This is a genomic window from Octadecabacter dasysiphoniae (assembly GCF_021532615.1).
GTDB classification, from domain to species: domain Bacteria; phylum Pseudomonadota; class Alphaproteobacteria; order Rhodobacterales; family Rhodobacteraceae; genus Octadecabacter; species Octadecabacter dasysiphoniae.
On record NZ_JAKGAQ010000008.1, the window covers coordinates 1 to 24,251 of the forward strand.

Genomic DNA, 24,251 nt, shown 5'->3' on the forward strand with positions numbered 1-24,251 from the left:
GATGGCGGCCAATTCACCATCGCGTCCTTTAGTGAAGGCGCACTGGACGCTGCGATAACATCCGGTTTGTCGTCAGCCGTCTACGGCACGGATTTTGGTGCGGGGTTCGTTACAGATATCACCGCGTCAACGGTGGGGCTGGCGCTCGCCGACGTTCAAACCGGGATTGGGGATTGGGCCAACCAGTACGGTGGCGAAGGTAGCGCGGGGCACATTGCCTTGCATGCCCTCGCTGGGTGTGTTGCCGCAGAAGCCCAAAGCGCTGATTGTGCCGCCGGGGCCGCAGGCGCAATAGCACAGGCTGTTTATGCGGGCAGCTTGGGCGGGCAAGAACCATCCCCCGCAGGCTACGATACCCCCGAGGCATATCAGGCCGCATACGAAGCATGGTCGGTACGCACGCAAGCACACGTCGAATTGCTTGGCGCCTTTGCCGGTTATGCTCTGTCCGGTGGTGAGGCTGCCAATGTTTCGGTCGCCAGCTCCATTGCTGAATCTGGATTGCAGAACAACTACCTGAACCACACCGAACGCGCTAAAGCCGAAACGTTGTTGGCAGAACTCAGCACGCTTTGCGGTGGATCAATTGGTCCTGGGCCCAATACATGTGATACCCCACGCGCCGACGAATTGCGGGTTGAGCTGACCGAACTGCAATTTTCATCAGTAACAAACACATTGAATTTGTTGGACGCTTGCGGTGCGGATGCAAATAGCCAAACGTGTCAAAGCCATCTTGAACAAGCTCAGGAATATACGGATTGGGCGAGCGGCCTCACAAACAGATCCCGCGCGGAGCGGTTTAACGTCAGTGCTGCGGCGACCGGCACCGATCTCGACTGGGGCGGAAACCTCGACACGCTTGCACTTGATGTCTTTGCTCAGGTCCAAGACGGGACGCTTGATCAGGATGCGGCCCATGCCGAGATCATCGACAGAGCGATCAGCTACGACGGACGTATGAACCTGACCGTCGGCTTGGGTTCTATTGTGATAGGTGTTGGGGGTTGCGCCCTGGCAGGCGGAGGCACCGCCTGCATGCTTGTCGCCGGTGGTTCGGCTGCACTGACGGAATCAAATACGATCTACGACGGGGCCGTGACGGTCATTACTGGCACTGAAACCGACGGCTATATCCAGAACGCTTTTGAGGTGGCGGGTTATTCCCCCGAAGACGCCCGTCAGTATGAACGCTGGGTTGAAATGGGTCTGGCTGTTGCCACGTTCTCGATTGAAACAGGCGCGATTGTTCTGACGTCAAAATCAGGACAGGTTCTGAGGACAATCGACGACGCGGTGCCGCCGCCGGCGACGAATAGACTACCGGACTTCCAGCAGGGTACAGTTAATGGTCAGTATACAGCTATAAATCCAGGCCCACTGGACGATGGCTTAGCTGGAACATTTTCTGGTGGAAGATACACTGAGGTTGTTCTAGATCAGGATATCATTCTCAATAGAGCAGGTACTCGGGATACACCACTAGGACAGTTTTTCACGCAGAGCGCACCAGATAGTGTGATTTCGACCCGTATTGATAGTGCGGTTTTACCAGAGTGGCCGGGTGGCAGCACATCACCTTTGGACACAGCATTTGAAGTTCGAATTCCAGCCGGTACAAAGGTCTATGTTGGTGAGGTCAGTTCACAAGGTGGTTTTTACGTTGGAGGAACGCAACAGATCGTCGTACCAAAACCTTGGTTAATTGACGGTGTCGAAGTGATAGGGAGCACACCATTACAATGAATAACGTTGATCTTATGCAAGCAGAAGAATGTTTAATTCAGATGGGAGATATTCTCATCAGAAATGGTACATCGTTGCACTGGGCGAAAAAGCTTCATTCCCTAGCCTCCAAAAAAACAATGTGTGCAGACGATTTTAGGCAGCAAGTTAAAGGGCTTTATGGAGGAATGGGTTCATTGAATGATCTGGTGATCTGCGATGCTGATGGCAAAATGGATCGTGATCTAAATGTGCGGTTTGATGAACTAAGGTCAACGCTGTACAATGTAGTCTAATCACCGTTTCACATTCTCCACAACACGTCCGATATCCATCCGAACGCTGATCTGTTCGATGATGCCTTCGAGTTCTTCGTGAGCATGGTTGAGATTGACGGCATATGATCTGCCGAAGTGAGAGTTGCCGATGAAGGTGGTTAGAATGGTCACATCGGTGACGACACGCTAAAATACTTTATGGAATCCCTTCGCCATATCTTGCGTTTGTGCATCGTCATGCTGTTCTCAGTGTTTTGCCTCAACATGGCTTTTGCTGTGCCAGCGCCTACATCTGGCATCAACTATTTTCAAGCTGAGACCACCTACTTTGCACAAACCGGTGATGTTGGCTTTGCAGCCCGCGCACCACCAATAACCGGACCAGATATCGGGGCCACGGGAGGCACCGCCTGCATGCTTGCCGCCGGTGGTTCGGCCGTCCAGACAGAATCAAATACGATCTACAACGGGGCCGTGACGGTCATCACCGGCACTGAAACCGACGGCTACATCCAGAACGCATTCGAGAACGCGGACTATTCCCCCGAAGACGCCCGTCAGTATGAGCGCTGGGTTGAAATGGGATTGGCTGCTGCCACGTTTTCGATTGAAACAGGCGCGATTGTTCTGACGTCAAAATCAGGACAGGTTCTGAGGACAATCGACGACGCGGTGCTGCTGTTTGCTCCAAATAACGGAGGCGACGCCGTATTTCCGCGCGTTGGGGCGGTCAATAATCCTAATGGGGTTCGGCGTAGTACGAATGAACAAGTTGCTGCGGATGCGCCGACAGCTAATGGTTATGATGTTAACGTCTTGCAGCGGGACTTGGGTGTTAGAAGATCAGATCTAACCGTTGATGGCTTTGGGCGCGTAGATGAATATACTCCTACCAACGCCACGAAAAATTCGGCGGTACGTAGCATGATTGACAAAATTGGCGGAGGACAGGCTGACTCAGAAATCGTTAACGTCCCTCCGATTTTTTCGAATGTTGATATGTACAGTTCGGCAATGCGAGTTATTCAATAATCCATGGGTCAGCAATGCAAGTACGTTTTTCTTCTTGCAAAATGGACAACTTAGGCAGTTCGATCGCTCAGTTGTAGACAGTCTTAAAGCCGCGAATTGATGGGACATCTGAATTGTAAATGCGGAGCCGTAATCGAACTGAAAACTGGTGTTGAAGAATATGAGAAAGTCCTTCTGAACAACGATTTCTTAGGTGAAAAACTGCCAGATTTGCTCGCGCAACTGTTTAATATCGAAGCGTCGCCTTTTGTCTCGCAAGATGCGGCGAAACCAGATTTTCTTTTGCAGGAGATCGGCAATGCATCGGCTTCAGTGGTGTTTTGTAATAGCTGTGGTCGTCTTTGGCTTCATGAGAAATCTAAGGGAAAACATGTACCGTATGTAAAGTAAACGGATGCTTAATCACCGTTCCAACTCCCGCGTCACGTTCATCAGATCCAACTGGATAGTCACAATTCAAGGCGTGGCCAGCGACACCTACGGCGCCGGTAAGTTCGTCGTGCGTCAGCTATCCAATGGCGATTGATGGTAGAACTTTGGTCTAGCTGTGGCGCCTGAATGCTGCCGCTAGACATCGAAAGAAAAAGTAACCGCTATCAAGATGAGGGAAGGGGAACGAAATGAATGCTCAAGGCAATATATCGTTGGACAATGACACATCCGGTTGTGCGGACGTTTTGGTCAACCCCGATCAAGGGGCGACCATTGGCTACTACATTGGTGGGTTTCGTTCGGGTCCGCGTCTTTTGGTGATCGCGGGGTAGCCTCGCCCGGATTATCGTTGGACGTGCAGTCGGAAATTGGGATTCTTAGGCAGACGCGACGTTTTCGTCTCTAATTCGATGAAGCTTTTTTGTCAGATCGGCCCTTATCCGATCAAAACGACTTCGTGGAACCGGAACGGATATCGCAGCGATTTCGGCGTTGGGACCGATCACCGCAAAACCCAACGCGCAGACCTCTTCGGAATGCTCCCCCAGGTCGGTTGCAAGCTCTCCTTCGCGGATGCGATGTAACGCATCCATTACAGCACCAACACCCGTTTCAGTGCCGAGTTCAGCGGAAACCAGCGCGCGGGCTGACATCTCGTTTAGATGTGCAAGCGCGGCTTTTCCATTCGCCGTCGTCGTGAGAGGAAATTTATCACCAATCGTGGACACGGTGCGTAGGCGCTGGCTGCCCTCGATCTGGTCGATAAAACGCATGTGCGATCTTTCGAGAATGGCCAGATCAACGGTCTCGGATGTGGCGGCGGCGATCAGCTCAAGAAGTGGGCGAAAATGCTCGCGTAGATTAAAGGCGGGGGCATTGGCCAGCACGCGAATTTCATCACCAAGCCTGATTCCTCCGTTGCTGCCATCGGTCGCCGCAAAGCCCTCGTGGATCAGCGCGGATACGATCCTCTGTACCGTAGAGCGGGGCAGTTCAACCTTTCGAGCGATTTGCCCAAGGCTGAGACCGCCCGAATTTGCCGCCAAGACACGTAGGATGTCAGTGGCCCGTGAAATGACCTGAATGCTTTGTGTTTTAGGGATTTGCTGAATGTTCAAAAGGTCTGCCTTGATGAGCAAAGTGAGATTGCAACTTAGTCATTAGCCTAGGGCGGCAAGAATTAGAAATCAATAGTTGACCACAATGCGGTACGTAGTGCACCATAATGCGAAACATTAGTTGTGACGCTTTTGGGAGGAACCGATGACGATAACGATCCGCGGAATTGAATTTCAGGATAACTTGAAGAATGACATGGGCCTTGAGTTCGTGAACCTGAGCCACAGGTTCGGGTATCAATGCCCCAACTGGCCGTACTTTGACGACGTTGATATCAAGCGTAAGCATTACATGGCGAAGTCCGGCGTGCTGAGCCAAACGATCACGACAACGATGCACGTCACAACGCATATCGACGCGCCTGCGCATGTTGTCCAAGGCACACCTTTTATTGACGAAGTCCCTTTGCCACACTTTTTCGGCAGCGGTATCGTTGTGTCGATCCCGAAGAAGAAGTGGGAAAAGATCACTGGTGACGATCTGGAAAAGGCCTGCGGCAAAGCGATCCGCAAAGGCGACGTCTTGATCATCAATACTGGATGGCACAAGCAATACGAAGACGGCGACTACTTTGCGTATTGCCCCGGCCTTGTTCAATCCGCCGCTGATTGGATGGTTGAAAAGGGTGTCAAAGTTGTTGGCCATGACACGCAGGCCAATGATCACCCATTGGCCACTGCGATTGGCCCACAGCGCAACGGCCCGATCCATCCCCACCTTGAGCAAGAGTATTTTGAATGGTCCGGTGGAGTAGATTGGAAAGACGACTTTCCCGAGTGGGAGCCTGTCCACAACACGCTGTTCAAGAACGGTATCCTTGGCATTGAAAATGTCGGTGGCGACCTTGATGCCGTCACTGGCAAGCGCGTGACCTTTGCCTTCTTCCCGTGGAACTGGGACCGCGGTGATGGCTGCATCATTCGCCTTGTGGCGATCACCGACAAGAAACAGGCCTACCGTATTGAGGCAGGGGAAACCTTCTGATGCACCTCAAGCGATTTGCAGACGCACAGACCTACGACGCCCCCAATCATTGGGGCGTCACGGGGCTGCGGTTGCAGGGGTTTGAAGACGGCGGGCCCGAAAACCAGTGGATCGGTTTTTCACAGTTCCTGCCCGGTGGCGGTGCTGGCCCTGACAGCACCCCGTTTGAAAAAGTCTATGTCGTGCTGGACGGCGAAATGACCGTCGAGGTGGACGGCGTCGAAACCGTCCTTGGCCCCATGGACAGTTGCACCATCCCCGTGGGCGAGGTCCGCCGGATAGAAAACAAGACCAACCACATTTGCAAAATGCTCGTCGTGATCCCGTATCCGAACGGCAAAAGACCGGAGTAGGCGCATGTCGCTCAACAATCCACTTTCCATGTTCGACGTGAAGGGCAAGGTCGCCTTGATCACCGGCGCATCTGGCGCGTTCGGCGCGGTGGCTGCGCAGTGCCTGTCGGGTGCTGGTTGTAAGGTTGTGCTCGCCGCAGGCAATGCCGATGCGATGGCAGAGGTTGCGGGCAAATGCAGCGGCGACGTCCATCAGGTCAACGCCCGCCCCGACAGTGAGGCCGCATGTGCTGCCATGGTGGCCGACACGGTCAAGGCCTTTGGGCGGCTCGATATTCTGGTCGTGGCCTCTGGTATGAACAAGGTGGCCAAGATCGAAGACATGGCCCCCGAAACCTTTGACGGGGTGATCGACGCAAATGTCACGCAAAGCTGGCTGATTGCGCGTGCGGCAACCGTGCAGATGAAAGCGCAAGGGGACGGCGGCAAGATCGTGTTCGTCTCGTCGGCCCGTGGTTTGCTCGGCCATCCGGCAGGCTACACCGCTTACTGCGCCTCTAAGGCCGCAGTGGATGGCATGACAAAATCGCTCGGTTGCGAATTGGGGCCAACTGGGATCACCGTGAACGCGATAGCGCCGACCGTCTTCCGCTCACCCCTGACGGCGTGGATGTTTGAGGAAACGGACGACGCGACTGCGGTGCGTAATGGCTTTCTTGCACGCGTGCCCAAAGGGCGTTTGGGCGAACCGGAAGACCTCGCTGGACCACTGCTGTTCCTGTCATCGGCGGCGTCCGATTTCTACACTGGGCATATCCTCTATGCTGATGGCGGTTACACCGCAGGATGACACAACAGGGACAACATATTGCAGTCATCGGGGCCGGGTTGATGGGGCATGGCATTGCCCTGACCTTCGCGCGTGCCGGGCACCAAGTGAGTGTGTCGGACCCTATGGCTGATATGCTGGCCTCTTGCCCTGCGCGAATTGCAGAAAGCCTGACCTTGCTGGGCGCGGATGCAAAAGAAGTTTCGAACGCGCTGGGCCGTGTGCGCCTTGCCAAAGATATGGCCGATGCCGTCAGCGACGCCGATGTCGTGTTCGAAGCAGCGCCTGAAAAACTGGAGCTCAAGCAAAAGATATTTGCCAACATCGAAACCCACGCTCCCGACGATGCGATCCTCGCGTCCAACACCTCTGTCATTCAGATTTCTAAGATTATGGGCGGCCTGAAAGGACGCCACCGCGCGCTCGGCACCCATTGGTGGAACCCGCCGCATATGATCCCGCTCGTGGAGGTCGTGAAAACTGAATGGACTGACCCCGCACTGGCGCAGCGCATGTTTGATCTACTCGCCAAAGCAGGCAAAACGCCAGCGATGGTCGAAAAAGATGTCCCCGGTTTCATCGGTAACCGTTTGCAACATGCGCTTTGGCGCGAGGCGATTTCATTGGTTGAGAACGGGATTTGTGACGCCGAAACCGTTGATAATGTGGTCAAGGCCAGCTTTGGCCGCAGGCTGGCTGTGCTTGGCCCGCTGGAAAACGCAGACCTTGTCGGGCTGGAGCTGACCCAAGACATCCACAAGCAGGTTTTATTCGATCTCGAGGATTCAGGCGCACCCTCGCCGTACCTCCAGCAGATGCGTGACGCAGGCCGCGGCGGCATGTCCGAAGGCGCGGGATTGCGTGATTGGTCGCAGGGCGATCTGGAAAAGACCAAGGCCCGCGTGGCCGAACACCTCAGGAAACTTGAGGATATTTTACCAAATCAATCAAAGCTTTGGGAGGAGCAAAGATGAAGATGACACCTAACAGACGCCACGTGCTCGGGGGGCTTGCCGCATCCGTTGCCGCACCCGCGATCCTGACATCAGGCCGCGCCTATGCGCAAACACCGACCATCAAAGTAGGCCATGTCAGCCCACGCACCGGCCCTTTGGCAGGCTTTGCCGAGGCCGACGATTTCGTGCTGGAAGGCATTCAAGCGGCCCTATCGGGTGGCGTGGAAAACAACGGCAAGTCCTACAACATCGAAATCATTTCAAAGGACAGCCAGTCCAACCCGAACCGCGCCGCAGAAGTCGCAGCCGATCTGATCTTGGGCGACGAAGTGGATATCATGGTCGCGGCCTCAACGCCCGACACCACAAACCCCGTGTCTGATCAGGCCGAAATCAACGAAGTGCCCTGCATCACCACGGATTGCCCATGGCAGCCCTATTTCTTTGGCCGCAACGGAAATCCTGCGGAAGGGTTCGATTTCACCTACCACTTCTTCTGGGGCCTCGAAGACGTCATCGGCAACTTCCTTGATCTGTGGGGCAGTTCTGGTGCGGCCCAAAACATCGGCGGGTTGTTCCCCAACGATGCAGACGGCAACGCATGGGGCGATCCAGAACTGGGCTTCCCCAAGCCCCTGTCAGAGGCAGGTTACACCCTGACCGATCCGGGTCGGTATCAGCCGCTGAACGATGATTTTTCAAACTACATTGCAGCCTTCAAAGACGCCGGCTGCGAGATCATCACCGGCAACATGATCCCACCAGACTTTGCGACCTTCTGGGCGCAGGCCGCACAACAAAATTTCCGCCCCAAGGTTGTGACGATCGGCAAGGCTCTGTTGTTCCCATCGGTCATTGAAAGCCTTGGCGATCGCGGCGATGGCCTGACGTCGGAAGTATGGTGGAGCCCGAACCACCCGTTCAACTCGTCCCTTACAGGCGACAGTGCCGGTGATCTGGCCAACGGCTACACGGCCGCGACAGGCCGTCCATGGACCCAGCCCATCGGCTTTAAGCATGCGCTGTTCGAAGTGGTGCGCGATGTTGTTTCCCGTGCGGCTGATCTAGATGACCCGATGGCGATTGTCGATGCGATCAAGTCAACGAACATGTCGACGATTGTGGGCGATGTGAACTTTGGCGCGGGCCCTGTGCCCAATGTCACTAAGACACCACTCGTCGCGGGCCAGTGGCAGAAGACTGGCGACGCGATGGAGCTTGTCATCACCAACAACGCAGCCGCGCCCAACATCCCTGTGGGTGGTGAGCTAAAGTTGCTGAGCTGAGGAAAACTGTCTTGTCCGCACTTCTTTCCATCAAGGACCTGCAAAAATCGTTTGGCGCGGTCATCGTGGCCGACGCCAGCAGTTTTGATGTGGCCCAAGGCGAAGCGGTTGGCATTCTTGGGCCTAACGGTGCGGGCAAGACATCCCTTTTTAACCTTATCACCGGCGCGCTGCGTGCCGATGCTGGCACGATCCATTTTGACGATCAGGACATAACCAAGATCTCTGCCGCTGCACGCTGCAAACTGGGTGTGGCGCGATCATTTCAAATCCCGCAGCCCTTCGCGGGGATGACTGTTTTTGAAAACGCCCTTGTCGGCGCAACCCAAGGCGGCGGCCTGCGCGGGCGCGAAGCTGAGGTTCACGCGCTGGACGTCTTGGATGAAACGGGTCTCGCCGACAAAGCCAATATGCGCGCCGGATCCCTGTCCTTGCTCGAACGCAAAAGGCTGGAACTGGCCCGTGCCTTGTCGGCTAAACCAAAACTCTTGCTGCTCGATGAGATCGCGGGCGGGCTGACGGACGCGGAATGTGGGGCGCTGATAGACACCATCAAACGCATCCATGCGAATGGTACCACGATCATCTGGATCGAACATGTGGTGCATGCGCTCATGGCTGTGGCCGAACGCCTGATCGTCATAGATTTCGGGCGCAAAATTGCAGAAGGCGAACCAAAGGCCGTCATGGACAGCCCAGAAGTGAAAGAAATTTATCTGGGGATCGCTGCGGATGCCTAAGCCCGTTCTTTCGCTGCACAAGCTTGATGCGCATTATGGTGATTTCCAAGCCCTGTTCGGCGTCGACATGGACATCGCCGCAGGCGAAGTCGTTGCGATCATTGGTGCCAATGGCGCAGGCAAGACGACTTTGCTTCGCTCTATCGCTGGCCTGTTGAAAAACCAAGCCGCGCAAGTGACCTATCAAGGCGACGCCATAGGGGCCTTGCGGGCTGATCTGGTCGCCCACAAAGGCATCGCGCTTGTCCCCGAAGGCCGCCAATTGTTCCCGTCGCTGTCAGTCGAGGAAAACCTCCAGATCGGCGCACACACGGGCCGCGCGGGGCCTTGGTCCCTCGACAAAGTTTATGGGTTGTTCCCGATCCTGAAGGAACGCAAAGATCAGGCCTCAACCACGTTATCGGGCGGTCAACAACAGATGGTCGCCATCGGGCGCGCACTTATGGCCAACCCCGATGTAATCCTGTTTGACGAAATCAGCCTTGGCCTCGCGCCAGTCATCATCAAATCAATTTACGACGTACTGCCTAACATCGTAGGCGACGGCATGACCGCGCTGATCGTCGAACAAGACATCTCCAAAGCGTTGTCGGTGTCTTCGCGGGTCTATTGCCTGCAAGAAGGCCGCGTGTCGCTGACGGGCGCAACCAACACAATCTCGCGCGACGACATCACCCGCGCCTATTTCGGAGTAGGGGCCTAATGGATTGGATTTCTGCCATTGTGCAAGGGACGCTGCTTGGTGGGCTGTACGCCCTATTTGCCGCGGGCTTGTCGCTTATCTTCGGGGTCATGCGGTTGGTGAATATCGCCCATGGCGATCTGATTGTCTTGGCCGCTTACATGGGGCTTTCGACGACGGTCATGTTGGGCATTCATCCGTTTGTGGCACTACTGATCGTCGCGCCTGCCATGGCGGGGATCGGCTATGTTCTGCAACGCGGTATCCTGAACCGCACATTGGGCGATGATATTTTGCCGCCGCTTTTGGTCACGTTCGGGTTGTCCGTGATCCTGCAAAACGCGCTGCTTGAGGCCTATTCCGCCGATCCGCAAAAGATGAACGCAGGGGTGATCGAAACCGCGAGCGTGCCCGTGGGCGGGCTGACGCTTGGGGTTTTGCCGCTGCTGACCTTTGCGATTGCCGTGGCGGTCATCGCGGGGCTGCAATTCATCTTTTACCGCACGTCGCTGGGCCGTGCGTTTCGCGCTACATCCGACAATTCCGACATCGCGCAGCTGATGGGCCTGAACAAGGCGCATGTTTTTGGCATGGCCATGGCGCTGGCTCTCGCTGTTACAGCAATCGCGGGCATCCTATTGGGCGTGCGCACAAGCTTTGATCCGTCTGTCGGCGGCGCGCGTCTGATCTTTGGGTTTGAGGCCGTGATTATTGGCGGTCTTGGCAACCTCTGGGGCACACTTGCCGGTGGTGTCATTCTGGGTGTTGCACAAACATTGGGGGCCAAGATTGATCCCGGCTGGCAATTGCTCGCAGGGCATATCGCGTTTCTGGTGGTTTTGGCCGTTCGCCCGCAGGGCCTGTTCCCGAGGGTGGCCCATTGACCGCCCGCATCAGCAGAACCAGCCGTTCGGCCCAAGTTGCGATGGTGATCGCGGCACTTGGTCTGATCGTGCTTGCCGCCGCCCCTTGGTGGGCAGGGCGCGCTGATCTGCGGCTGTTGGGGGAGATTTATCTGTACCTGTCGCTGGCGATGCTTTGGAATCTGATGGCGGGTTACGCGGGGCTCGTTTCCGTTGGACAACAGGCCTATGTCGGGTTCGGGGGCTATATGCTGTTTGCGCTGACAATGTTCGCAGGGCTGCACCCAATCCTGGCCATCCTCGCAGGTGGTGTGCTGGCGGCCTTGCTGTCAGTGCCAATCGCCGCCCTCATCTTTCGCCTGAAGGGTGCCTATTTCGCCATCGGCACATGGGTCATGGCCGAGGTCTTCCGTCTCAGCTTTGCGCAAGCCTCTTCACTTGGGGGCGGCTCTGGTTCTTCCTTGCCCGTTGATGTGGTCAAATCTTTTGCGGCTTCCCGGTCAGGACGCGAAGCGCTTAGTTATTGGTTGGCTCTCGGCGCGGCTGTGGTTGTCATTGCTTGCGTCTACCTGTTCCTGCGATCAAATCGTGGCCTAGCCCTCACCGCGATCCGCGACAGCGAAGTCGCCGCCGCAGGCCTTGGCATCAACATCTGGCGCACAAAACTTGAAGTCTACGTCGTGACCTCTGCTTTTACAGCCATCATCGGCGGGCTGATCTTTTTACAAAAGCTGCGGATTTCACCGGACGCGGCGTTTTCCGTGAACGACTGGACCGCCTTCGTGATCTTCATCGTTGTGATCGGTGGCATCGGTACCCTTGAAGGGCCGATCATCGGGACGATCCTCTTCTTCCTGTTGCGCGAAACGTTGGCTGATCTTGGCACAACATATCTGATCGTTCTGGGGCTGGTCGCCATCGGTATCATGCTCAAGGCGCCCAAAGGCGTCTGGGGCCTAATCCGCAGCCGCTTTGATCTTGAACTTTTCCCCCTCAGCTATCGCGTGAAATCGGACAACTCAGACAAAGGAGCCTAGGCAATGGCAAAACAACAGCGCACCATCATCACCTGCGCGGTCACCGGCGCGATCCACACGCCAACCATGTCGGACGCCTTGCCCTACACCTACGATGATATCGCCGCCCAAGCGATCGCGGCAGCAGAGGCGGGCGCATCGATCCTGCACTTGCATGCGCGGGACAATGAAACCGGCGCGCCGTCGGTCAACACTGACGATTTCAGCCCGTTTCTGGGGCGCATCAAACAGGCCACCGATGCCGTAGTGAATATCTCAACCGGCGGGTCGCTTACCTTGTCGATACAGGATCGGATCAAACCCGCGGCCACCTTCAGTGCTGAAATGTGCAGCATGAACATGGGGTCAATGAATTTCAGCTTTCACCCGCTGGCCAAACGCTATGGGGACGACGATTGGAAGTTCGATTGGGAAAAGGATTATGTCGCAAACTCGGATGGTAATATCTTTCGCAACACCTTCCGCGATATCCGCGAAGCCGCAGAGACACTTGCGCCTCACGATATTAAGTTTGAACACGAATGTTATGATGTAGGGCATCTCTATAATCTGAAATTCTGCATGGACGCGGGGCTGTTCAAAGCACCAGTGTTCATCCAGTTCGTCATGGGGATCTTGGGCGGCATCGGTGCTGATATCGACAATCTGGTGTTCATGAAAAAGACCGCCGACAAACTGTTCGGCGAAGACTACCGTTGGTCTATCCTTGCCGCGGGTGCATCACAAATCCCGATGGCCACGACCGCAAGCCAGATGGGCGGCCACGTGCGTGTGGGTCTCGAAGACAGTCTGTTCATTTCGCGGGGGGAGCTAGCCGAAAGCAACGCCCAACAAGTTGCGAAAGTCAGACGTGTTGTCGAAGAACTAGGGTGTCAGGTCGCCTCCCCAGACGAGGCCCGGGAGATACTTGATCTAAAAGGTGGTGATCGAGTGAATTTTTAACGGACGCGCCGCCACTGGTTGAAGTCTCTGATCAACCCTCAAGGCCTGAAACGTGAAACGAAGGATCGGCCTTGTGGCTCGCTCTTTGGCGTTGGGGGCCGGGTGCGGTCCTGTTAGCAGTCTACCTGATTTTAGTTGGGGCCAGCATGGGGCAATCATCAGATCAAACCTGCTACGCCTGACACTGACTTCTGCATTGGGCGTCGTCATTTATCCAGCGACGTTATCTATGGCCGTTGCCCAACCCACGGCACTTAACGCATCCCTTTTTCTGTCCGTCGCCCCGTCCTGATCGTGTCGGTCTCATCCCTGGTCTGGATTGAACGATTGGGTCCGTAAAATGTGAATCATGGTCAGTGCGTGAGGCTGGAAATGAGGTTGGATTGCCGCGTTAGAAAGACTGATCTGACCGTCCATAGTTGTGACGGCGTTACCCCGCAGCAGCACGTCTATCTGCCTTAACAAGCGCGCTGACCAAATACGCGTCGCCGCGTTGCGGGTGATATGCGTTTGGAGATCAATGGCGCGGATAAAGGCATCATTGAATGTCTCAAATCGCTCGGCCACGCTTTATGATCGGTACTGCAGGCCCTTATCTGACAATGGGCAGAACGCATCACGCAGCGTGGTCACCATGGCCTCAATCGCGGTTGAAGAACCCGCTGGATTGCGGCGCAACACGACGCGGGCGTTGTCGATCGGGATAAACCCGTCCTCATCTGTCAATTCGCGGCAACCGGGCGGAATGGAACTTCGGGCCAACGGCGCCACGGCAATTCCATTCATGACCGCGCTGCGCATATTGGCCGACGTGTCGCACTCGAATGCGGGATGGTAGGAAACGCCGATCTGCTCAAGTGAATGCAACGCATAGTCGCGACACCAATCCGAACTGAAATATATCGAAACCGGCAGCGGTTCACGCAAATGCTGGGCATGGGCAATCGACGTCACCCAAACGGTTGGATCGACCGCGAGAACCTCTACCTCATCGCCGCTGTAGCCTTCGTATATCACCGCAAGATCGATCTTGTCTGCGTTCAATGCGGCAATCTGTGGCGCACTGAAATCGCAGCGTATGGTTACCTGGGTTTCGGGATGGCGTTGCGAAAATGATGCCAGCACCGCGGGCAATATGCTTTGCACATATTCATCCGGAATTCCGACCCGCACCGGGCCAGACAAAGGTTTTTCGCGCAAGGTGGTTGCCGCTTCATCAAGCAAACCAACGACACGTTGCGCATACGGCAACAGTTGCTTGCCGCGTTCTGTCAGGCTGACACCGCGTGGTTCGCGCACAAATATACTCTGGCCCAGGCTGTCCTCAAGCTTGCGAATTTGCATCGAGATCGCCGATTGGGTGCGTCCCAGTTGATCGGCGGCGCGGGTCACAGACCCTGTCTCAACGACGGCGAGAAAACCGCGCATCAGATCACTGTCGAGTGGCGGGAGCATGATCGTTACCTATCAGTTTTATGTATGCCTACCATCATTGTTATGTGTTTGATTGATGTCAATCAATAGCCGATGCCTGTCTTAGAAAATGGAAAGGCAGAGGAACATGGTTTGGAAATTTTGGAAGCGCTGGCGCGTATTGCAGAGCAACCGTCAATCGATGGGCTGGATGCTTTTGCGCAAGGATGACAAATGGCTGAAAGACATCGGGCTCACACGCCACGATCTTCGCAAGCTACTGGATGAGTGGGACGACTAAATGGGCGTACCGGCTGTCATTTCGATGATTTCCGTCGGCAAAATGAGCAGTGAAATTTGCCTCTTTCTGGCAGTTTCGCCCGCGAAGCGCGAATTCGCCATTTCAGTAGTGCAGCGAATGTCCCCTTTCAAAGGCCGTGTTCGTGTGGCTCCCAAGCGTCGCGCAGCCGGGTCACCGGCAACTGAATTTCGTCTGATTGAAAGGGCAACATGGTGACGGTCATACGTCCGTCCAGAATAATCTTGAAGATGTGCACGTCCGCCGTGTTTGGCTGCAGTCCCAGCGTGGTGGAGATCGTTAACAAATCCACCGCATCGCACCGCACAACGCTCGTCCCGATAAGGTCGTGATTATATGCAACTTCAATTTGCTCAACCTCGGTGCAAGTCCCACTGGCGTTTTCAATCACGAATTTCTGCATGAAAAGGTGCATTAACTCGCTTGGCGTTGCTTGGTCTTCGCCCAGTAAACGCACCAACGCGGCCTCTGATGTCTTGATGCTCAAAGACAACTCCTGACCGTCAATGGTCAGCGTCGTTTCCGTTCCATCAAGCTGATGCGCAACGGCGCCTGAACCGAACCCGAGCGCCACAAGGATCGACAGTGCGATGACCCGTGAAGTCTTAATCAGTCGGCAATCAAGACCGTCCATTGCGCGTCCCCTAAATCTATCGATTGATTGGATGCTTCGCTGATCGGGCCAGCGGGGAATTCCATTGCAGTCGCACCACAAGACGTAATCGCGTTGTCATGCAATCGCCCGCGATACATCGGCCCGAACGAATAGGGGAACACCGGGTTCATCGAAGCGTCCGTCGTAATATGGTAATGATATCCCAATCCATCGTGGTCATGGCCATTGTACGCATCAAGCGACGCGGGCGTTGTTTGCAGGGCCGCATCAAATACATAGTCTTCGAAGAAGGCCCCATTTTCCAAAACGATATCATTTTGCGAGAACATGGATTTACCGAATTCCCCGACCGCAGGGCCTTGCGAAACCGGACGCGTGCCAGACATCGGGTTTAGCAGATCATTCATGATACAACTGCGGTCTCCGTCTTCTCCGCAGCCCTCGGCCTCGGACGCGTAATCGCGCACGCGCCAGCTGGATTGGGCCAGAACACCGGCATCGTGCCACGGGCCATGGATCGCAAATCCGTCTGCGGCGTACCCCCATATTGGGGAATGTCCATCGCCCGTATCGCCAATCGCGTCATTTAAACACTGGGAATAGCCGTGGTGGTGGTACATCCCTTCGACCGCATGCCCTTGGCAGATATCAAAATCATAGGCCTCATAGATGTGGGCCATGTTGTGCCAGTCGCCCTGTGCCCCATAGCTTTGTCCATCAGACCAGTTGAACAACACGGTGCCGTTCATGAAAATGCCAACGTCCGCGAGTGTGGTGTAACAGATGTCTTCGGTCGGTTCGGGGGTGTTCGGAATGAAATTGTCGATCGAAATACCCGTCGCGCAGAACGTGGCGGGAGGCCAAAACCCAAGCCCCGCGCCCTCTGTGCAGGTATCGCCGGAATATCCGATGTCCTGACCAAATCGAACGGTGTCGCCGACAGACACCAACACGCCATCGGGGAAATCGGTTTCAAATTTTGGCCGCGCCAACAGCTGATCCATCATGTCTTGCGTCACCAGCACTTCGTACTCTGGCACATAGGCGGTTTTGATGCGGGTGTAGTCACCGGTATTTTCGACTTCGAGGACGTTTACGCGGGCGAACGCACCCAAAATATCGTCTTCGTCCATGACTTGCGGTGGTGGCGGCACCACGCCTTCCGGTAGATCAAGCCCGGGGGGTGGTCCTTGCGGTTCGCGCACAACCAGCAACGACGTTGATCCATCGTTCATTATCCAGTTGGCGTCTGCGGGCGGATGATTTTCGGCCTGCGCCATGCTTGCCCCAAGTAAACTGCCTAGAACCCAAAATGACTTTGCCCAAATTTCCATATCCAAACATCCCCCAAGAGTGATTGATTTGATTTAGATTTCCACATGGCTGTGCAAATTATCGTAATTCAGATTCTCAACCCGCCAAGAATTTTGCTTGAAAGAGTGGCGCTTTGGGCAGTTTATCGCGCATGGCGGCCGACCTCAGCATCTGTGCTAATGTCGCCATCGACAGCACGTTGTGCGGCTGCAACATCGTAAAACCCTGCCCCGCGGCGTCGTTCGAAAACCGGCCATTCATGGGGACCGGCGCGATGGCGATTTCAAGAAAGATCTGCTGGCCCGCAGCGACGCCCTAAAACAGGTGATCGACCAAGCGGATCACGTGGCCGCCATTCAGGCCGAACTTGATTTACACGGGCTTGTTTATGAACACGCCAACAATCGCATCTTGTTGAACTCATGGACCGGATTGCGCGGGCATCTACAATTGTATTGGGCCGCGCGCACGGGACCACTGTGCCCAAACGGGACAGCCATGACGACTATATACGGTTTGCCCTCGGCGACAGTCTGAGCGCGATGAAAGACGAGCGACGCGATCATATGCGTCTCGGGCTTGAGACGACGAAAGCATCTGTAGAAGCGCGAAGCGCCGCTATTGATCCAAAAACATAACCAAGACCAGCATAGGAGAGAGTGACGAAAAGACGTTTAGTATTGGCGGCCGCTATTGCCGTGATTGGGATTGGGGCACCGCAGTGGCGGCCCGTCAGGCAGACCGTATTGATTTGATGTTTGTATTGGACGCCACGGATACGCGGAAAGAAGCGGTGAATTTCCCTGAAACACCGCTGCTGTAGTATTCGCCCGCTGTCCTGGCGCGCGATGATCTTGAGGTCACGGGTAGGGCCGATTTGAATTCGCCCGATGTCAGCGTTTCCGTCCCTCAGGCGACCAGCATTGATGCCTTCCTGACGGAAAACGCACCGAATGCGGATATTCAACGGTTTCCTGGAAATGCCGAAGCGATTGCCGCCTTCCAGGCCGGTCGTGTGGATGCCGTGACATTGTTCGACCGGTCGTCGATTGCGGCGCGTCAGAAATTGGGCTCGGGCCAGATCATCGTGCCTCCGCTTGTTGAACCGCGCCCCTCATCCGTGGTGATGCGTCAAGAAAGCGACCTCGCGTTCGTGAACTGGGTGGATGAGCAGATCGACGGTTACTACAAATCCGGCCAGACACAGCTGTGGTACGAAGAATTCCTAAGCGACTTCGGGCTTGATCCGTCCACGGTGCCCGCGATCATCCGCGAACGCCTGTAAGCCAAGCGGTAGGGTGGACAAGCAATGTATCAATGGGATTTCACCTCCGTCATCGAGAACTCCGGCCTGTTATGGCAGGGGCTTCTCGGGACTCTGGCGATCACCGGCACAGCACTGGCCTTGTCACGACTATCGCCGCGCAAAGTGCTGGCGTGGCCTGCGGGGTTCATCATTGAATTCTTCAGAACCACGCCACCGCTCGTACAGCTTTTTTGGTTCTTTTTCGCCCTGCCAATCCTGATGGACATCCAGATGACGCCCTACCTCGCGGCGGCCATCACGTTTTCCATCCAGTCTTCGGCGTTCTTTGCCGAAGTGTTCCGCGCTGACCTCGTATCGATCGAACGCGGCCAATGGGAAGCCGGACGCGCCATCGGCATGCGCTACCGCGAGATTATGACGCGTATCATCCTGCCCCAAGCCGTGCGGCGGATGATGCCAGCCCTAACCATTCGTGGTTTGCGTAAGTCATTTTGGGAACAATCACGTGTTGCGTGGCATTGATCTGGATGTCCAACAAGGCGATTGCATTGCCATTCTGGGCGCGTCCGGGTCTGGCAAAAGCACGTTTCTGCGCTACCTCAACTTCATGGAAATCCCGTCGGATGGTGAAATTACCCATGCGGGCTAGACGATTGGCACCGAACGCCCCGACAAACCGCGCGCCTATCCAGAAAACGAACTGACAAAGGTGCGCCAGAAGGTCGGTATGGTGTTTCAACAGTTCAATCTGTTTCCGCACAAAACTGTGTTGGACAACATCACCGAAGGTCTGCGGATCGTTCAAGGAATGGACAAAGCCAGCAGCGAAGCCCGCGCCCATGAAGAACTGGCGCGCGTCGGTTGGCGGAAAAGGCCGACGAATACCCATCGCGCCTGTCAGGCGGGCAAAAGCAGCGCGTCGCCATCGCACGCGCTTTGGCGCTTGCGCCCGAGTTGATGTTGTTTGATGAACCGACCTCGGCGCTGGACCCAGAATTGGCGGGCGAGGTTCTGAACGTCATTCGCGGCCTTAAGCTGATGACCTCGACCATTAGGTGCTCCACCCCCGATGTGTTCGATCTGCGGCTCAATTCCCATTCGCGCCGACGAGGCCCTGATGCTGGATGATCGCGGCTTTGTCGCGAGCTGTAATTTCACCAATGTCTTCATCATTCGCGGGGAAGAATTGTGGACCTCAACAGGGACGACCTGTTTCAACGGGATCACCCGCGCCAACGTCACCAAGCTGTGGCGCGATGCGGGAAAACCCGTGTTCGAAAAGGACTACACGCTCGCGGAAACCTATGGTGCCGACGAGGCATTCGTCACCGGCACTTTGGGCGGTATCACCCCCGTGACAATGATTGATGGGCGCAAAGTACGCGCGGGAAAACTGGGGCCAGTGACGTCTTTGATGTCGGATTTATATCGTACCTATATTGGTGAATGAACCTACGGTTCGATTGTTGGGCTAGTATACGGCGAACGGGTGGCTTCGCGTTCTCGCCCGCTTCAAGCGCTCGCAACGATGCAAATTGATCTGCCAATGACTTCGCCTCATCGGCCCAGAACAGATCGATCTCGTCCATTTTGGCATGGTTGCGGCGTTCTTTGCCGGCTGCAACTTTGATGCCGTGGGGCGCGCGCGTGTCGCCCCTTGCAGACTCCGCGCCACTTTTTCGGGCGTATCTGAACGCTGCACCTGTGCCAATTTTGCAAAGTGCAACGTCACCGCAAACTGCTCCAAACGCACCGAAGGGTAAAACAGGCTGGTTCTTGGCTATGCGCCGTGCCAAAGCTTTCGCATGACCCTTTCAGACAACATGCGCGCGTCGTTTTTGATTATGCTGTCCATGGCGGCGTTTACGGTCAACGACGCGCTGATGAAACTGGCGTCATCGAACCTGCCGTTCTTTCAACAGATCTTTATGCGCGGCGTGTTGATCACCATCGGCCTGACGATCCTCGCCCACTTTTGGGGCCATCTTCGGTTTCGGCCCAGCCGCAAAGACCGCGCCTTGACCGCCCTGCGCACCGCGGCCGAGGCGATCGGCACCATCTTTTTCCTCACCGCGCTGTTCAGCATTCCCATCGCAAACCTGTCGGCGATCCTTCAGGCGCTGCCCCTGACCGTGACCCTCGCCGCGGCGATATTCCTTGGCGAACCCGTGGGCTGGCGGCGCATTGCTGCGATCCTTGTGGGGTTCATCGGCGTGGCAATCATCATCCGCCCGGGGCTCGACGGGTTCACGATCTTTTCGATCTACGGCGTCGGCGCTGTCATCGCCGTGACATTTCGCGATCTGGCGGCACGCAAATTGTCCAAATCCATCCCGTCCAGCCGCGTGGCATTGTCGGCGGCAATCGGCGTCACGATCATGGCCCTGTTCGGATCACTGTACCGCGCCGAAGGCTGGGTGACCCCTACAGTTTCCGAAGCTGCCTTACTTGTCGGCGCGGCCCTGTGCCTGATGGCGGGATATATCGCTGCAGTGGCGGGGATGCGGTTGGGCGACCTCGGGGCGGTTGCGCCGTTTCGCTATACATCGCTGTTGGTCGCGCTGATCCTCGGCTTCTTTCTATTCGATGAATGGCCCGATTTCTGGACGATGTTTGGCGCTGCAATCGTGGTTGCGACGGGCCTGTTCACACTATGCCGCGAACGGGCGACAGCCCGCAAAACCCCGACAGGTCTGCGCATCCGCTAGGCGCTGTTGACAGCATTCCCGAGTCGACCTATGTAGCGCGCATCTGGCTGGGGTTTGTCCCACGTCAGGCATCATAATCGTCGTGGTCAAGATCCGGCCTACTATTGGTCCGATCCTCTGTAACCCAACCGCTCCGTTGCTCCGGTAAGGCAACGCCAGCGGGTTTGTTGTGCTTTTTGGACGCAAGAGGCGCTTGAGAATTGAAATCGGCGGACCAATGATGGGCCGCTACACATGTGTAGGAAGTAGGGAAACCAACCCAATGCCAACAATCCAGCAGCTGATCCGGAAACCCCGGCAGCCCAAAGTCAAACGATCCAAATCGCTTCACCTTGAGGGCAACCCGCAAAAGCGCGGCGTTTGCACACGTGTCTATACAACGACACCAAAGAAGCCGAACTCCGCGATGCGTAAGGTTGCCAAAGTGCGCCTGACCAACGGTTTTGAGGTCATTTCTTATATCGGCGGTGAAAGCCACAACCTTCAGGAACACTCTGTGGTTCTGATCCGTGGCGGTCGTGTAAAAGACCTTCCCGGCGTTCGCTACCACATCCTGCGCGGCGTACTCGATACGCAGGGCGTCAAGGATCGTAAGCAGCGCCGTTCGAAATACGGCGCCAAGAAGCCGAAGTAAGGGAAACATCACATGTCACGTCGTCACGCCGCTGAAAAGCGCCAGATCCTTCCCGATGCAAAATTCGGTGACAAGGTTCTTTCAAAGTTCATGAACAACCTCATGATCGACGGTAAGAAATCCGTCGCAGAACGCATCGTCTACAACGCCTTTGACCGCGTTGAAGACAAGCTCAAGAAATCCCCGTTGGAAGTCTTCCACGAGAGCCTTGAGAACATCAAACCAAACCTCGAAGTGCGCTCGCGTCGCGTCGGTGGTGCCACCTACCAGGTGCCCGTCGAAGTCCGCCCTGAGCGCCGTGAGGCACTGGCAATCCGTTGGTTGATCGCAGCTGCGAAAAACCGCAACGAGAAAACCATGGAAGAGCGCCTTGCAGGCGAGCTCGTGGATGCGGTTCAAGGCCGTGGCACAGCCGTCAAAAAGCGCGAAGACACGCACAAGATGGCCGACGCAAACAAAGCGTTCAGCCACTACCGCTGGTAATAGGAAGCACCTGATATGGCACGCGACTATCCACTCGAACTGTACCGCAACTTCGGTATCATTGCGCACATCGATGCAGGTAAAACCACCTGTTCCGAGCGCATCCTGTATTACACAGGCAAATCCCACAACATTGGCGAAGTGCACGACGGCGCTGCGACAATGGACTGGATGGAGCAGGAGCAGGAACGGGGTATTACAATTACTTCCGCTGCGACGACGACATTCTGGGAACGCACTGAGAACGGCACAGAGGCCGACTCTCCCAAGCACCGCATGAACATCATCGACACACCGGGCCACGTTGACTTCACAATCGAAGTTGAACGTTCCTTGGCTGTGCTTGACGGTGCGGTTTGTGTTCTCGACGCCAACGCTGGTGTTGAACCACAGACCGAAACAGTGTGGCGTCAGGCTGACCGCTACAAAGTTCCGCGTATGGTTTTCGTCAACAAGATGGACAAAATCGGCGCTGACTTCTTCAAGTGCGTTGCAATGATCGAAGACCGGACAGGCGCACGCGCTTTGCCGATCTCTTTCCCGATCGGTGCCGAAACTGAGCTCGAAGGCCTCGTTGACCTCGTGACCATGGAAGAATGGTTATGGCAGGGCGAAGACCTTGGTGCGTCCTGGATCAAAGCTCCTATTCGCGACAGCTTGGCTGATCAGGCCGCTGAATGGCGTGAAAAGCTTGTCGAAGCTGCTGTTGAGCAGGACGACGATGCAATGGAAGCCTACCTCGACGGCAATGAGCCCGATGTCGCATCCCTGCGCGTCATGATCCGCAAGGCATGTTTGTCCTTGTCGTTCGTTCCTGTGCTTGGCGGTTCCGCGTTCAAGAACAAAGGCGTTCAGCCGCTTCTCAACGCTGTTGTCGACTACCTGCCGAGCCCGCTCGACGTGGTTGACTACATGGGCTTCAAACCCGGCGACGAGACAGAAACACGCGACATCCCGCGCCGTGCGGACGATGACATGGCGTTCTCTGGCCTTGCGTTCAAAATCATGAACGACCCCTTCGTGGGCACCCTGACGTTTACACGGATCTATTCCGGTCAACTCAACAAGGGTGACAACTTGCTCAACTCTACCAAGGGTAACAAAGAGCGCGTTGGCCGTATGATGATGATGCACTCCAATGATCGTGAAGAAATCGCAGAAGCGTTTTCCGGCGACATCATTGCGCTTGGTGGTCTGAAGAACACGACAACAGGTGACACCCTGTGTTCCCCACAAGAACCAGTTGTTCTCGAAACAATGACGTTCCCCGATCCTGTGATCGAGATCGCCGTTGAGCCGAAGACAAAAGCAGACCAAGAGAAAATGGGCATCGCGCTCCAGCGTCTCTCTGCCGAGGATCCATCCTTCCGCGTGGAAACTGACATCGAATCCGGTCAGACCATCATGAAGGGTATGGGCGAACTTCACCTCGACATTCTTGTTGATCGCATGAAGCGTGAATTCAAAGTCGAAGCCAACATCGGTGCCCCACAAGTGGCCTACCGCGAGACCATCGGTCACGAAGTAGAACACACGTACACGCACAAGAAACAATCTGGTGGTTCTGGTCAGTACGGCGAAGTGAAAATGCTCATTTCCCCAACTGAAGCAGGCGAAGGCTACTCGTTTGAATCGAAAATCGTTGGTGGTGCTGTTCCAAAGGAATACATCCCGGGCGTCGAAAAAGGCATCCTGTCCGTTATGGACAACGGTCCTTTGGCTGGCTTCCCCGTGATCGACTTCAAGGTGCAGCTGCTTGACGGTAAGTTCCACGATGTTGACTCCTCCATCATGGCATTCGAAATCGCTGCACGTATGTGTATGCGTGAAGGTATGCGCAAAGCTGGGGCAAAACTGCTCGAGCCGATCATGAAGGTCGAAGTGATCACACCCGAAGAATACACCGGTGGTATCATCGGTGACCTGACATCGCGTCGCGGTCAGGTTCAGGGTCAGGACACACGCGGAAACGCCATCGCAATCGACGCGATGGTGCCACTGGCGAACATGTTCGGCTACATCAACACACTGCGCTCCATGTCCTCGGGCCGCGCGCAGTTCTCGATGCAGTTTGACCACTATGATCCGGTTCCAAGCAACATCTCCGAAGAGATTCAGGCAAAATTCGCTTAATCGCGGAATTCGAATAAACGGCGGGGCGGTTCAGGCCGCCCGCCGCAACACACTCGGCAGGGATATCCTGCCAACATATCAAGGAGGCCATCATGGCTAAGGAAAAGTTTGAACGTAATAAACCGCACGTAAACATCGGCACGATTGGTCACGTTGACCATGGTAA

Annotated in this window: 32 protein-coding genes; 26 read left to right on the forward strand and 6 right to left on the reverse strand. The window is 55.6% G+C overall.

Annotated features, from left to right (window positions below; genetic code table 11):
• A partial coding sequence (locus L0664_RS18170) for a DUF637 domain-containing protein (RefSeq protein ID WP_235227323.1) occupies nucleotides 1–1,746 on the forward strand: 1,746 nt, incomplete at its 5' end.
• Nucleotides 1,743–2,021 carry a DUF6966 domain-containing protein gene (locus tag L0664_RS18175; protein ID WP_235227324.1) on the forward strand — a complete coding sequence of 93 codons (279 nt, stop codon included), beginning with the start codon at nucleotides 1,743–1,745 and terminating at the stop codon, nucleotides 2,019–2,021. The genes L0664_RS18170 and L0664_RS18175, both read left to right, overlap by 4 nt.
• Here the strand turns inward: L0664_RS18175 and L0664_RS18180 are convergent, their stop codons facing one another.
• The gene (locus tag L0664_RS18180) at nucleotides 2,022–2,174 is read right to left on the reverse strand and encodes a hypothetical protein (protein ID WP_235227325.1); all 153 of its coding nucleotides are present in this window, start codon (nucleotides 2,172–2,174) and stop codon (nucleotides 2,022–2,024) included. It lies immediately after the preceding gene.
• Nucleotides 2,175–2,201: 27 nt separating this feature from the next.
• On the opposite strand from L0664_RS18180, the gene L0664_RS18185 reads away from it, so the two are divergent.
• From L0664_RS18185 to L0664_RS18195, 3 genes are all read left to right on the forward strand, one after another.
• Nucleotides 2,202–3,035, forward strand: coding sequence for a hypothetical protein (locus L0664_RS18185; protein ID WP_235227326.1), 834 nt, complete (start codon nucleotides 2,202–2,204; stop codon nucleotides 3,033–3,035).
• Nucleotides 3,036–3,134: 99 nt separating this feature from the next.
• Nucleotides 3,135–3,425: a hypothetical protein gene (locus L0664_RS18190; protein WP_235227327.1), complete on the forward strand. Its 291-nt coding sequence runs from the start codon at nucleotides 3,135–3,137 to the stop codon at nucleotides 3,423–3,425.
• Nucleotides 3,426–3,655: 230 nt separating this feature from the next.
• Entirely contained in the window at nucleotides 3,656–3,799 is a 144-nt protein-coding gene (locus L0664_RS18195; protein WP_235227328.1) for a hypothetical protein, read from the forward strand.
• Between the two features lie 45 nt (nucleotides 3,800–3,844).
• On the opposite strand, the gene L0664_RS18200 is transcribed toward L0664_RS18195, so the two are convergent.
• A complete protein-coding gene (locus tag L0664_RS18200; RefSeq protein WP_235227329.1) occupies nucleotides 3,845–4,585 on the reverse strand; it encodes an IclR family transcriptional regulator in 741 nt (246 codons plus the stop codon).
• Nucleotides 4,586–4,730: 145 nt separating this feature from the next.
• On the opposite strand from L0664_RS18200, the gene L0664_RS18205 reads away from it, so the two are divergent.
• From L0664_RS18205 to kce, 10 genes are read left to right on the forward strand one after another with little or no spacing between them, the layout of a single operon-like run.
• Entirely contained in the window at nucleotides 4,731–5,570 is an 840-nt protein-coding gene (locus tag L0664_RS18205; RefSeq protein ID WP_235227330.1) for a cyclase family protein, read from the forward strand.
• Nucleotides 5,570–5,923, forward strand: a complete 354-nt coding sequence (locus L0664_RS18210) for a cupin domain-containing protein (protein ID WP_235227331.1) — start codon at nucleotides 5,570–5,572, stop codon at nucleotides 5,921–5,923. Before L0664_RS18205 ends, L0664_RS18210 begins: the two co-directional genes overlap by 1 nt.
• A 4-nt stretch (nucleotides 5,924–5,927) precedes the next feature.
• Nucleotides 5,928–6,713, forward strand: coding sequence for an SDR family NAD(P)-dependent oxidoreductase (locus L0664_RS18215; protein WP_235227332.1), 786 nt, complete (start codon nucleotides 5,928–5,930; stop codon nucleotides 6,711–6,713).
• The gene (locus L0664_RS18220) at nucleotides 6,710–7,666 is read left to right on the forward strand and encodes a 3-hydroxyacyl-CoA dehydrogenase family protein (protein WP_235227333.1); all 957 of its coding nucleotides are present in this window, start codon (nucleotides 6,710–6,712) and stop codon (nucleotides 7,664–7,666) included. The genes L0664_RS18215 and L0664_RS18220 overlap by 4 nt, the downstream gene beginning before the upstream one ends.
• The gene (locus tag L0664_RS18225) at nucleotides 7,663–8,934 is read left to right on the forward strand and encodes an ABC transporter substrate-binding protein (protein WP_235227334.1); all 1,272 of its coding nucleotides are present in this window, start codon (nucleotides 7,663–7,665) and stop codon (nucleotides 8,932–8,934) included. The genes L0664_RS18220 and L0664_RS18225 overlap by 4 nt, the downstream gene beginning before the upstream one ends.
• 11 nt (nucleotides 8,935–8,945) lie before the next feature.
• Nucleotides 8,946–9,674 (forward strand): ABC transporter ATP-binding protein, encoded by a 729-nt coding sequence (locus tag L0664_RS18230; protein ID WP_235227335.1) that lies wholly within the window; start codon nucleotides 8,946–8,948, stop codon nucleotides 9,672–9,674.
• Nucleotides 9,667–10,377, forward strand: coding sequence for an ABC transporter ATP-binding protein (locus L0664_RS18235; protein ID WP_235227336.1), 711 nt, complete (start codon nucleotides 9,667–9,669; stop codon nucleotides 10,375–10,377). Before L0664_RS18230 ends, L0664_RS18235 begins: the two co-directional genes overlap by 8 nt.
• Nucleotides 10,377–11,240 (forward strand): branched-chain amino acid ABC transporter permease, encoded by an 864-nt coding sequence (locus L0664_RS18240; protein WP_235227337.1) that lies wholly within the window; start codon nucleotides 10,377–10,379, stop codon nucleotides 11,238–11,240. The genes L0664_RS18235 and L0664_RS18240 overlap by 1 nt, the downstream gene beginning before the upstream one ends.
• The gene (locus L0664_RS18245; protein ID WP_235227338.1) at nucleotides 11,237–12,256 is read left to right on the forward strand and encodes a branched-chain amino acid ABC transporter permease; all 1,020 of its coding nucleotides are present in this window, start codon (nucleotides 11,237–11,239) and stop codon (nucleotides 12,254–12,256) included. Before L0664_RS18240 ends, L0664_RS18245 begins: the two co-directional genes overlap by 4 nt.
• Nucleotides 12,257–12,259: 3 nt before the next feature.
• Entirely contained in the window at nucleotides 12,260–13,198 is a 939-nt protein-coding gene (gene kce, locus L0664_RS18250) for a 3,5-dioxohexanoate:acetyl-CoA acetone transferase (RefSeq protein ID WP_235227339.1), read from the forward strand.
• A gap of 303 nt (nucleotides 13,199–13,501) precedes the next feature.
• Here the strand turns inward: kce and L0664_RS18255 are convergent, their stop codons facing one another.
• Nucleotides 13,502–13,765, reverse strand: coding sequence for a hypothetical protein (locus L0664_RS18255; protein ID WP_235227340.1), 264 nt, complete (start codon nucleotides 13,763–13,765; stop codon nucleotides 13,502–13,504).
• 3 nt (nucleotides 13,766–13,768) lie between these two features.
• On the reverse strand, nucleotides 13,769–14,653 hold the full coding sequence (locus L0664_RS18260) for a LysR family transcriptional regulator (RefSeq protein WP_235227341.1): 885 nt from the start codon (nucleotides 14,651–14,653) through the stop codon (nucleotides 13,769–13,771).
• 106 nt (nucleotides 14,654–14,759) lie between these two features.
• Here L0664_RS18260 and L0664_RS18265 point away from each other — a divergent pair, with 106 nt between their 5' ends.
• Nucleotides 14,760–14,912 (forward strand): hypothetical protein, encoded by a 153-nt coding sequence (locus L0664_RS18265; RefSeq protein WP_235227342.1) that lies wholly within the window; start codon nucleotides 14,760–14,762, stop codon nucleotides 14,910–14,912.
• Between the two features lie 127 nt (nucleotides 14,913–15,039).
• Here the strand turns inward: L0664_RS18265 and L0664_RS18270 are convergent, their stop codons facing one another.
• Together L0664_RS18270 and L0664_RS18275 are read right to left on the reverse strand one after the other, a co-directional pair.
• Complete coding sequence (locus L0664_RS18270; RefSeq protein ID WP_235227343.1) at nucleotides 15,040–15,564, reverse strand: hypothetical protein; 525 nt, start codon at nucleotides 15,562–15,564, stop codon at nucleotides 15,040–15,042.
• Nucleotides 15,540–16,880 (reverse strand): YHYH protein, encoded by a 1,341-nt coding sequence (locus L0664_RS18275; RefSeq protein ID WP_235227344.1) that lies wholly within the window; start codon nucleotides 16,878–16,880, stop codon nucleotides 15,540–15,542. Before L0664_RS18275 ends, L0664_RS18270 begins: the two co-directional genes overlap by 25 nt.
• Before the next feature lie 181 nt (nucleotides 16,881–17,061).
• On the opposite strand from L0664_RS18275, the gene L0664_RS18280 reads away from it, so the two are divergent.
• The 10 genes from L0664_RS18280 (at nucleotide 17,062) to fusA (ending at nucleotide 24,085) form a co-directional block, all read left to right on the forward strand.
• Nucleotides 17,062–17,397, forward strand: coding sequence for an FCD domain-containing protein (locus L0664_RS18280; RefSeq protein WP_235227345.1), 336 nt, complete (start codon nucleotides 17,062–17,064; stop codon nucleotides 17,395–17,397).
• Between the two features lie 340 nt (nucleotides 17,398–17,737).
• Nucleotides 17,738–18,145, forward strand: coding sequence for a type 2 periplasmic-binding domain-containing protein (locus tag L0664_RS18285; protein ID WP_235227346.1), 408 nt, complete (start codon nucleotides 17,738–17,740; stop codon nucleotides 18,143–18,145).
• A 24-nt stretch (nucleotides 18,146–18,169) separates the two neighbouring features.
• Nucleotides 18,170–18,649, forward strand: coding sequence for an amino acid ABC transporter permease (locus tag L0664_RS18290; RefSeq protein WP_235227347.1), 480 nt, complete (start codon nucleotides 18,170–18,172; stop codon nucleotides 18,647–18,649).
• Nucleotides 18,633–18,776, forward strand: a complete 144-nt coding sequence (locus L0664_RS18295; protein ID WP_235227348.1) for an ATP-binding cassette domain-containing protein — start codon at nucleotides 18,633–18,635, stop codon at nucleotides 18,774–18,776. The genes L0664_RS18290 and L0664_RS18295 overlap by 17 nt, the downstream gene beginning before the upstream one ends.
• A 212-nt stretch (nucleotides 18,777–18,988) precedes the next feature.
• Nucleotides 18,989–19,255 carry an ATP-binding cassette domain-containing protein gene (locus tag L0664_RS18600; protein WP_272492454.1) on the forward strand — a complete coding sequence of 89 codons (267 nt, stop codon included), beginning with the start codon at nucleotides 18,989–18,991 and terminating at the stop codon, nucleotides 19,253–19,255.
• On the forward strand, nucleotides 19,245–19,577 hold the full coding sequence (locus L0664_RS18305) for an aminotransferase class IV (RefSeq protein ID WP_235227349.1): 333 nt from the start codon (nucleotides 19,245–19,247) through the stop codon (nucleotides 19,575–19,577). Before L0664_RS18600 ends, L0664_RS18305 begins: the two co-directional genes overlap by 11 nt.
• A 355-nt stretch (nucleotides 19,578–19,932) precedes the next feature.
• Complete coding sequence (locus L0664_RS18310; protein WP_235227350.1) at nucleotides 19,933–20,835, forward strand: DMT family transporter; 903 nt, start codon at nucleotides 19,933–19,935, stop codon at nucleotides 20,833–20,835.
• Nucleotides 20,836–21,097: 262 nt separating this feature from the next.
• Nucleotides 21,098–21,469, forward strand: coding sequence for a 30S ribosomal protein S12 (gene rpsL / locus L0664_RS18315; protein WP_235227351.1), 372 nt, complete (start codon nucleotides 21,098–21,100; stop codon nucleotides 21,467–21,469).
• Between the two features lie 12 nt (nucleotides 21,470–21,481).
• A complete protein-coding gene (gene rpsG, locus L0664_RS18320; protein WP_235227352.1) occupies nucleotides 21,482–21,952 on the forward strand; it encodes a 30S ribosomal protein S7 in 471 nt (156 codons plus the stop codon).
• 15 nt (nucleotides 21,953–21,967) lie between these two features.
• Entirely contained in the window at nucleotides 21,968–24,085 is a 2,118-nt protein-coding gene (gene fusA / locus L0664_RS18325) for an elongation factor G (protein ID WP_235227353.1), read from the forward strand.
• Nucleotides 24,086–24,251 lie beyond the last annotated feature (166 nt).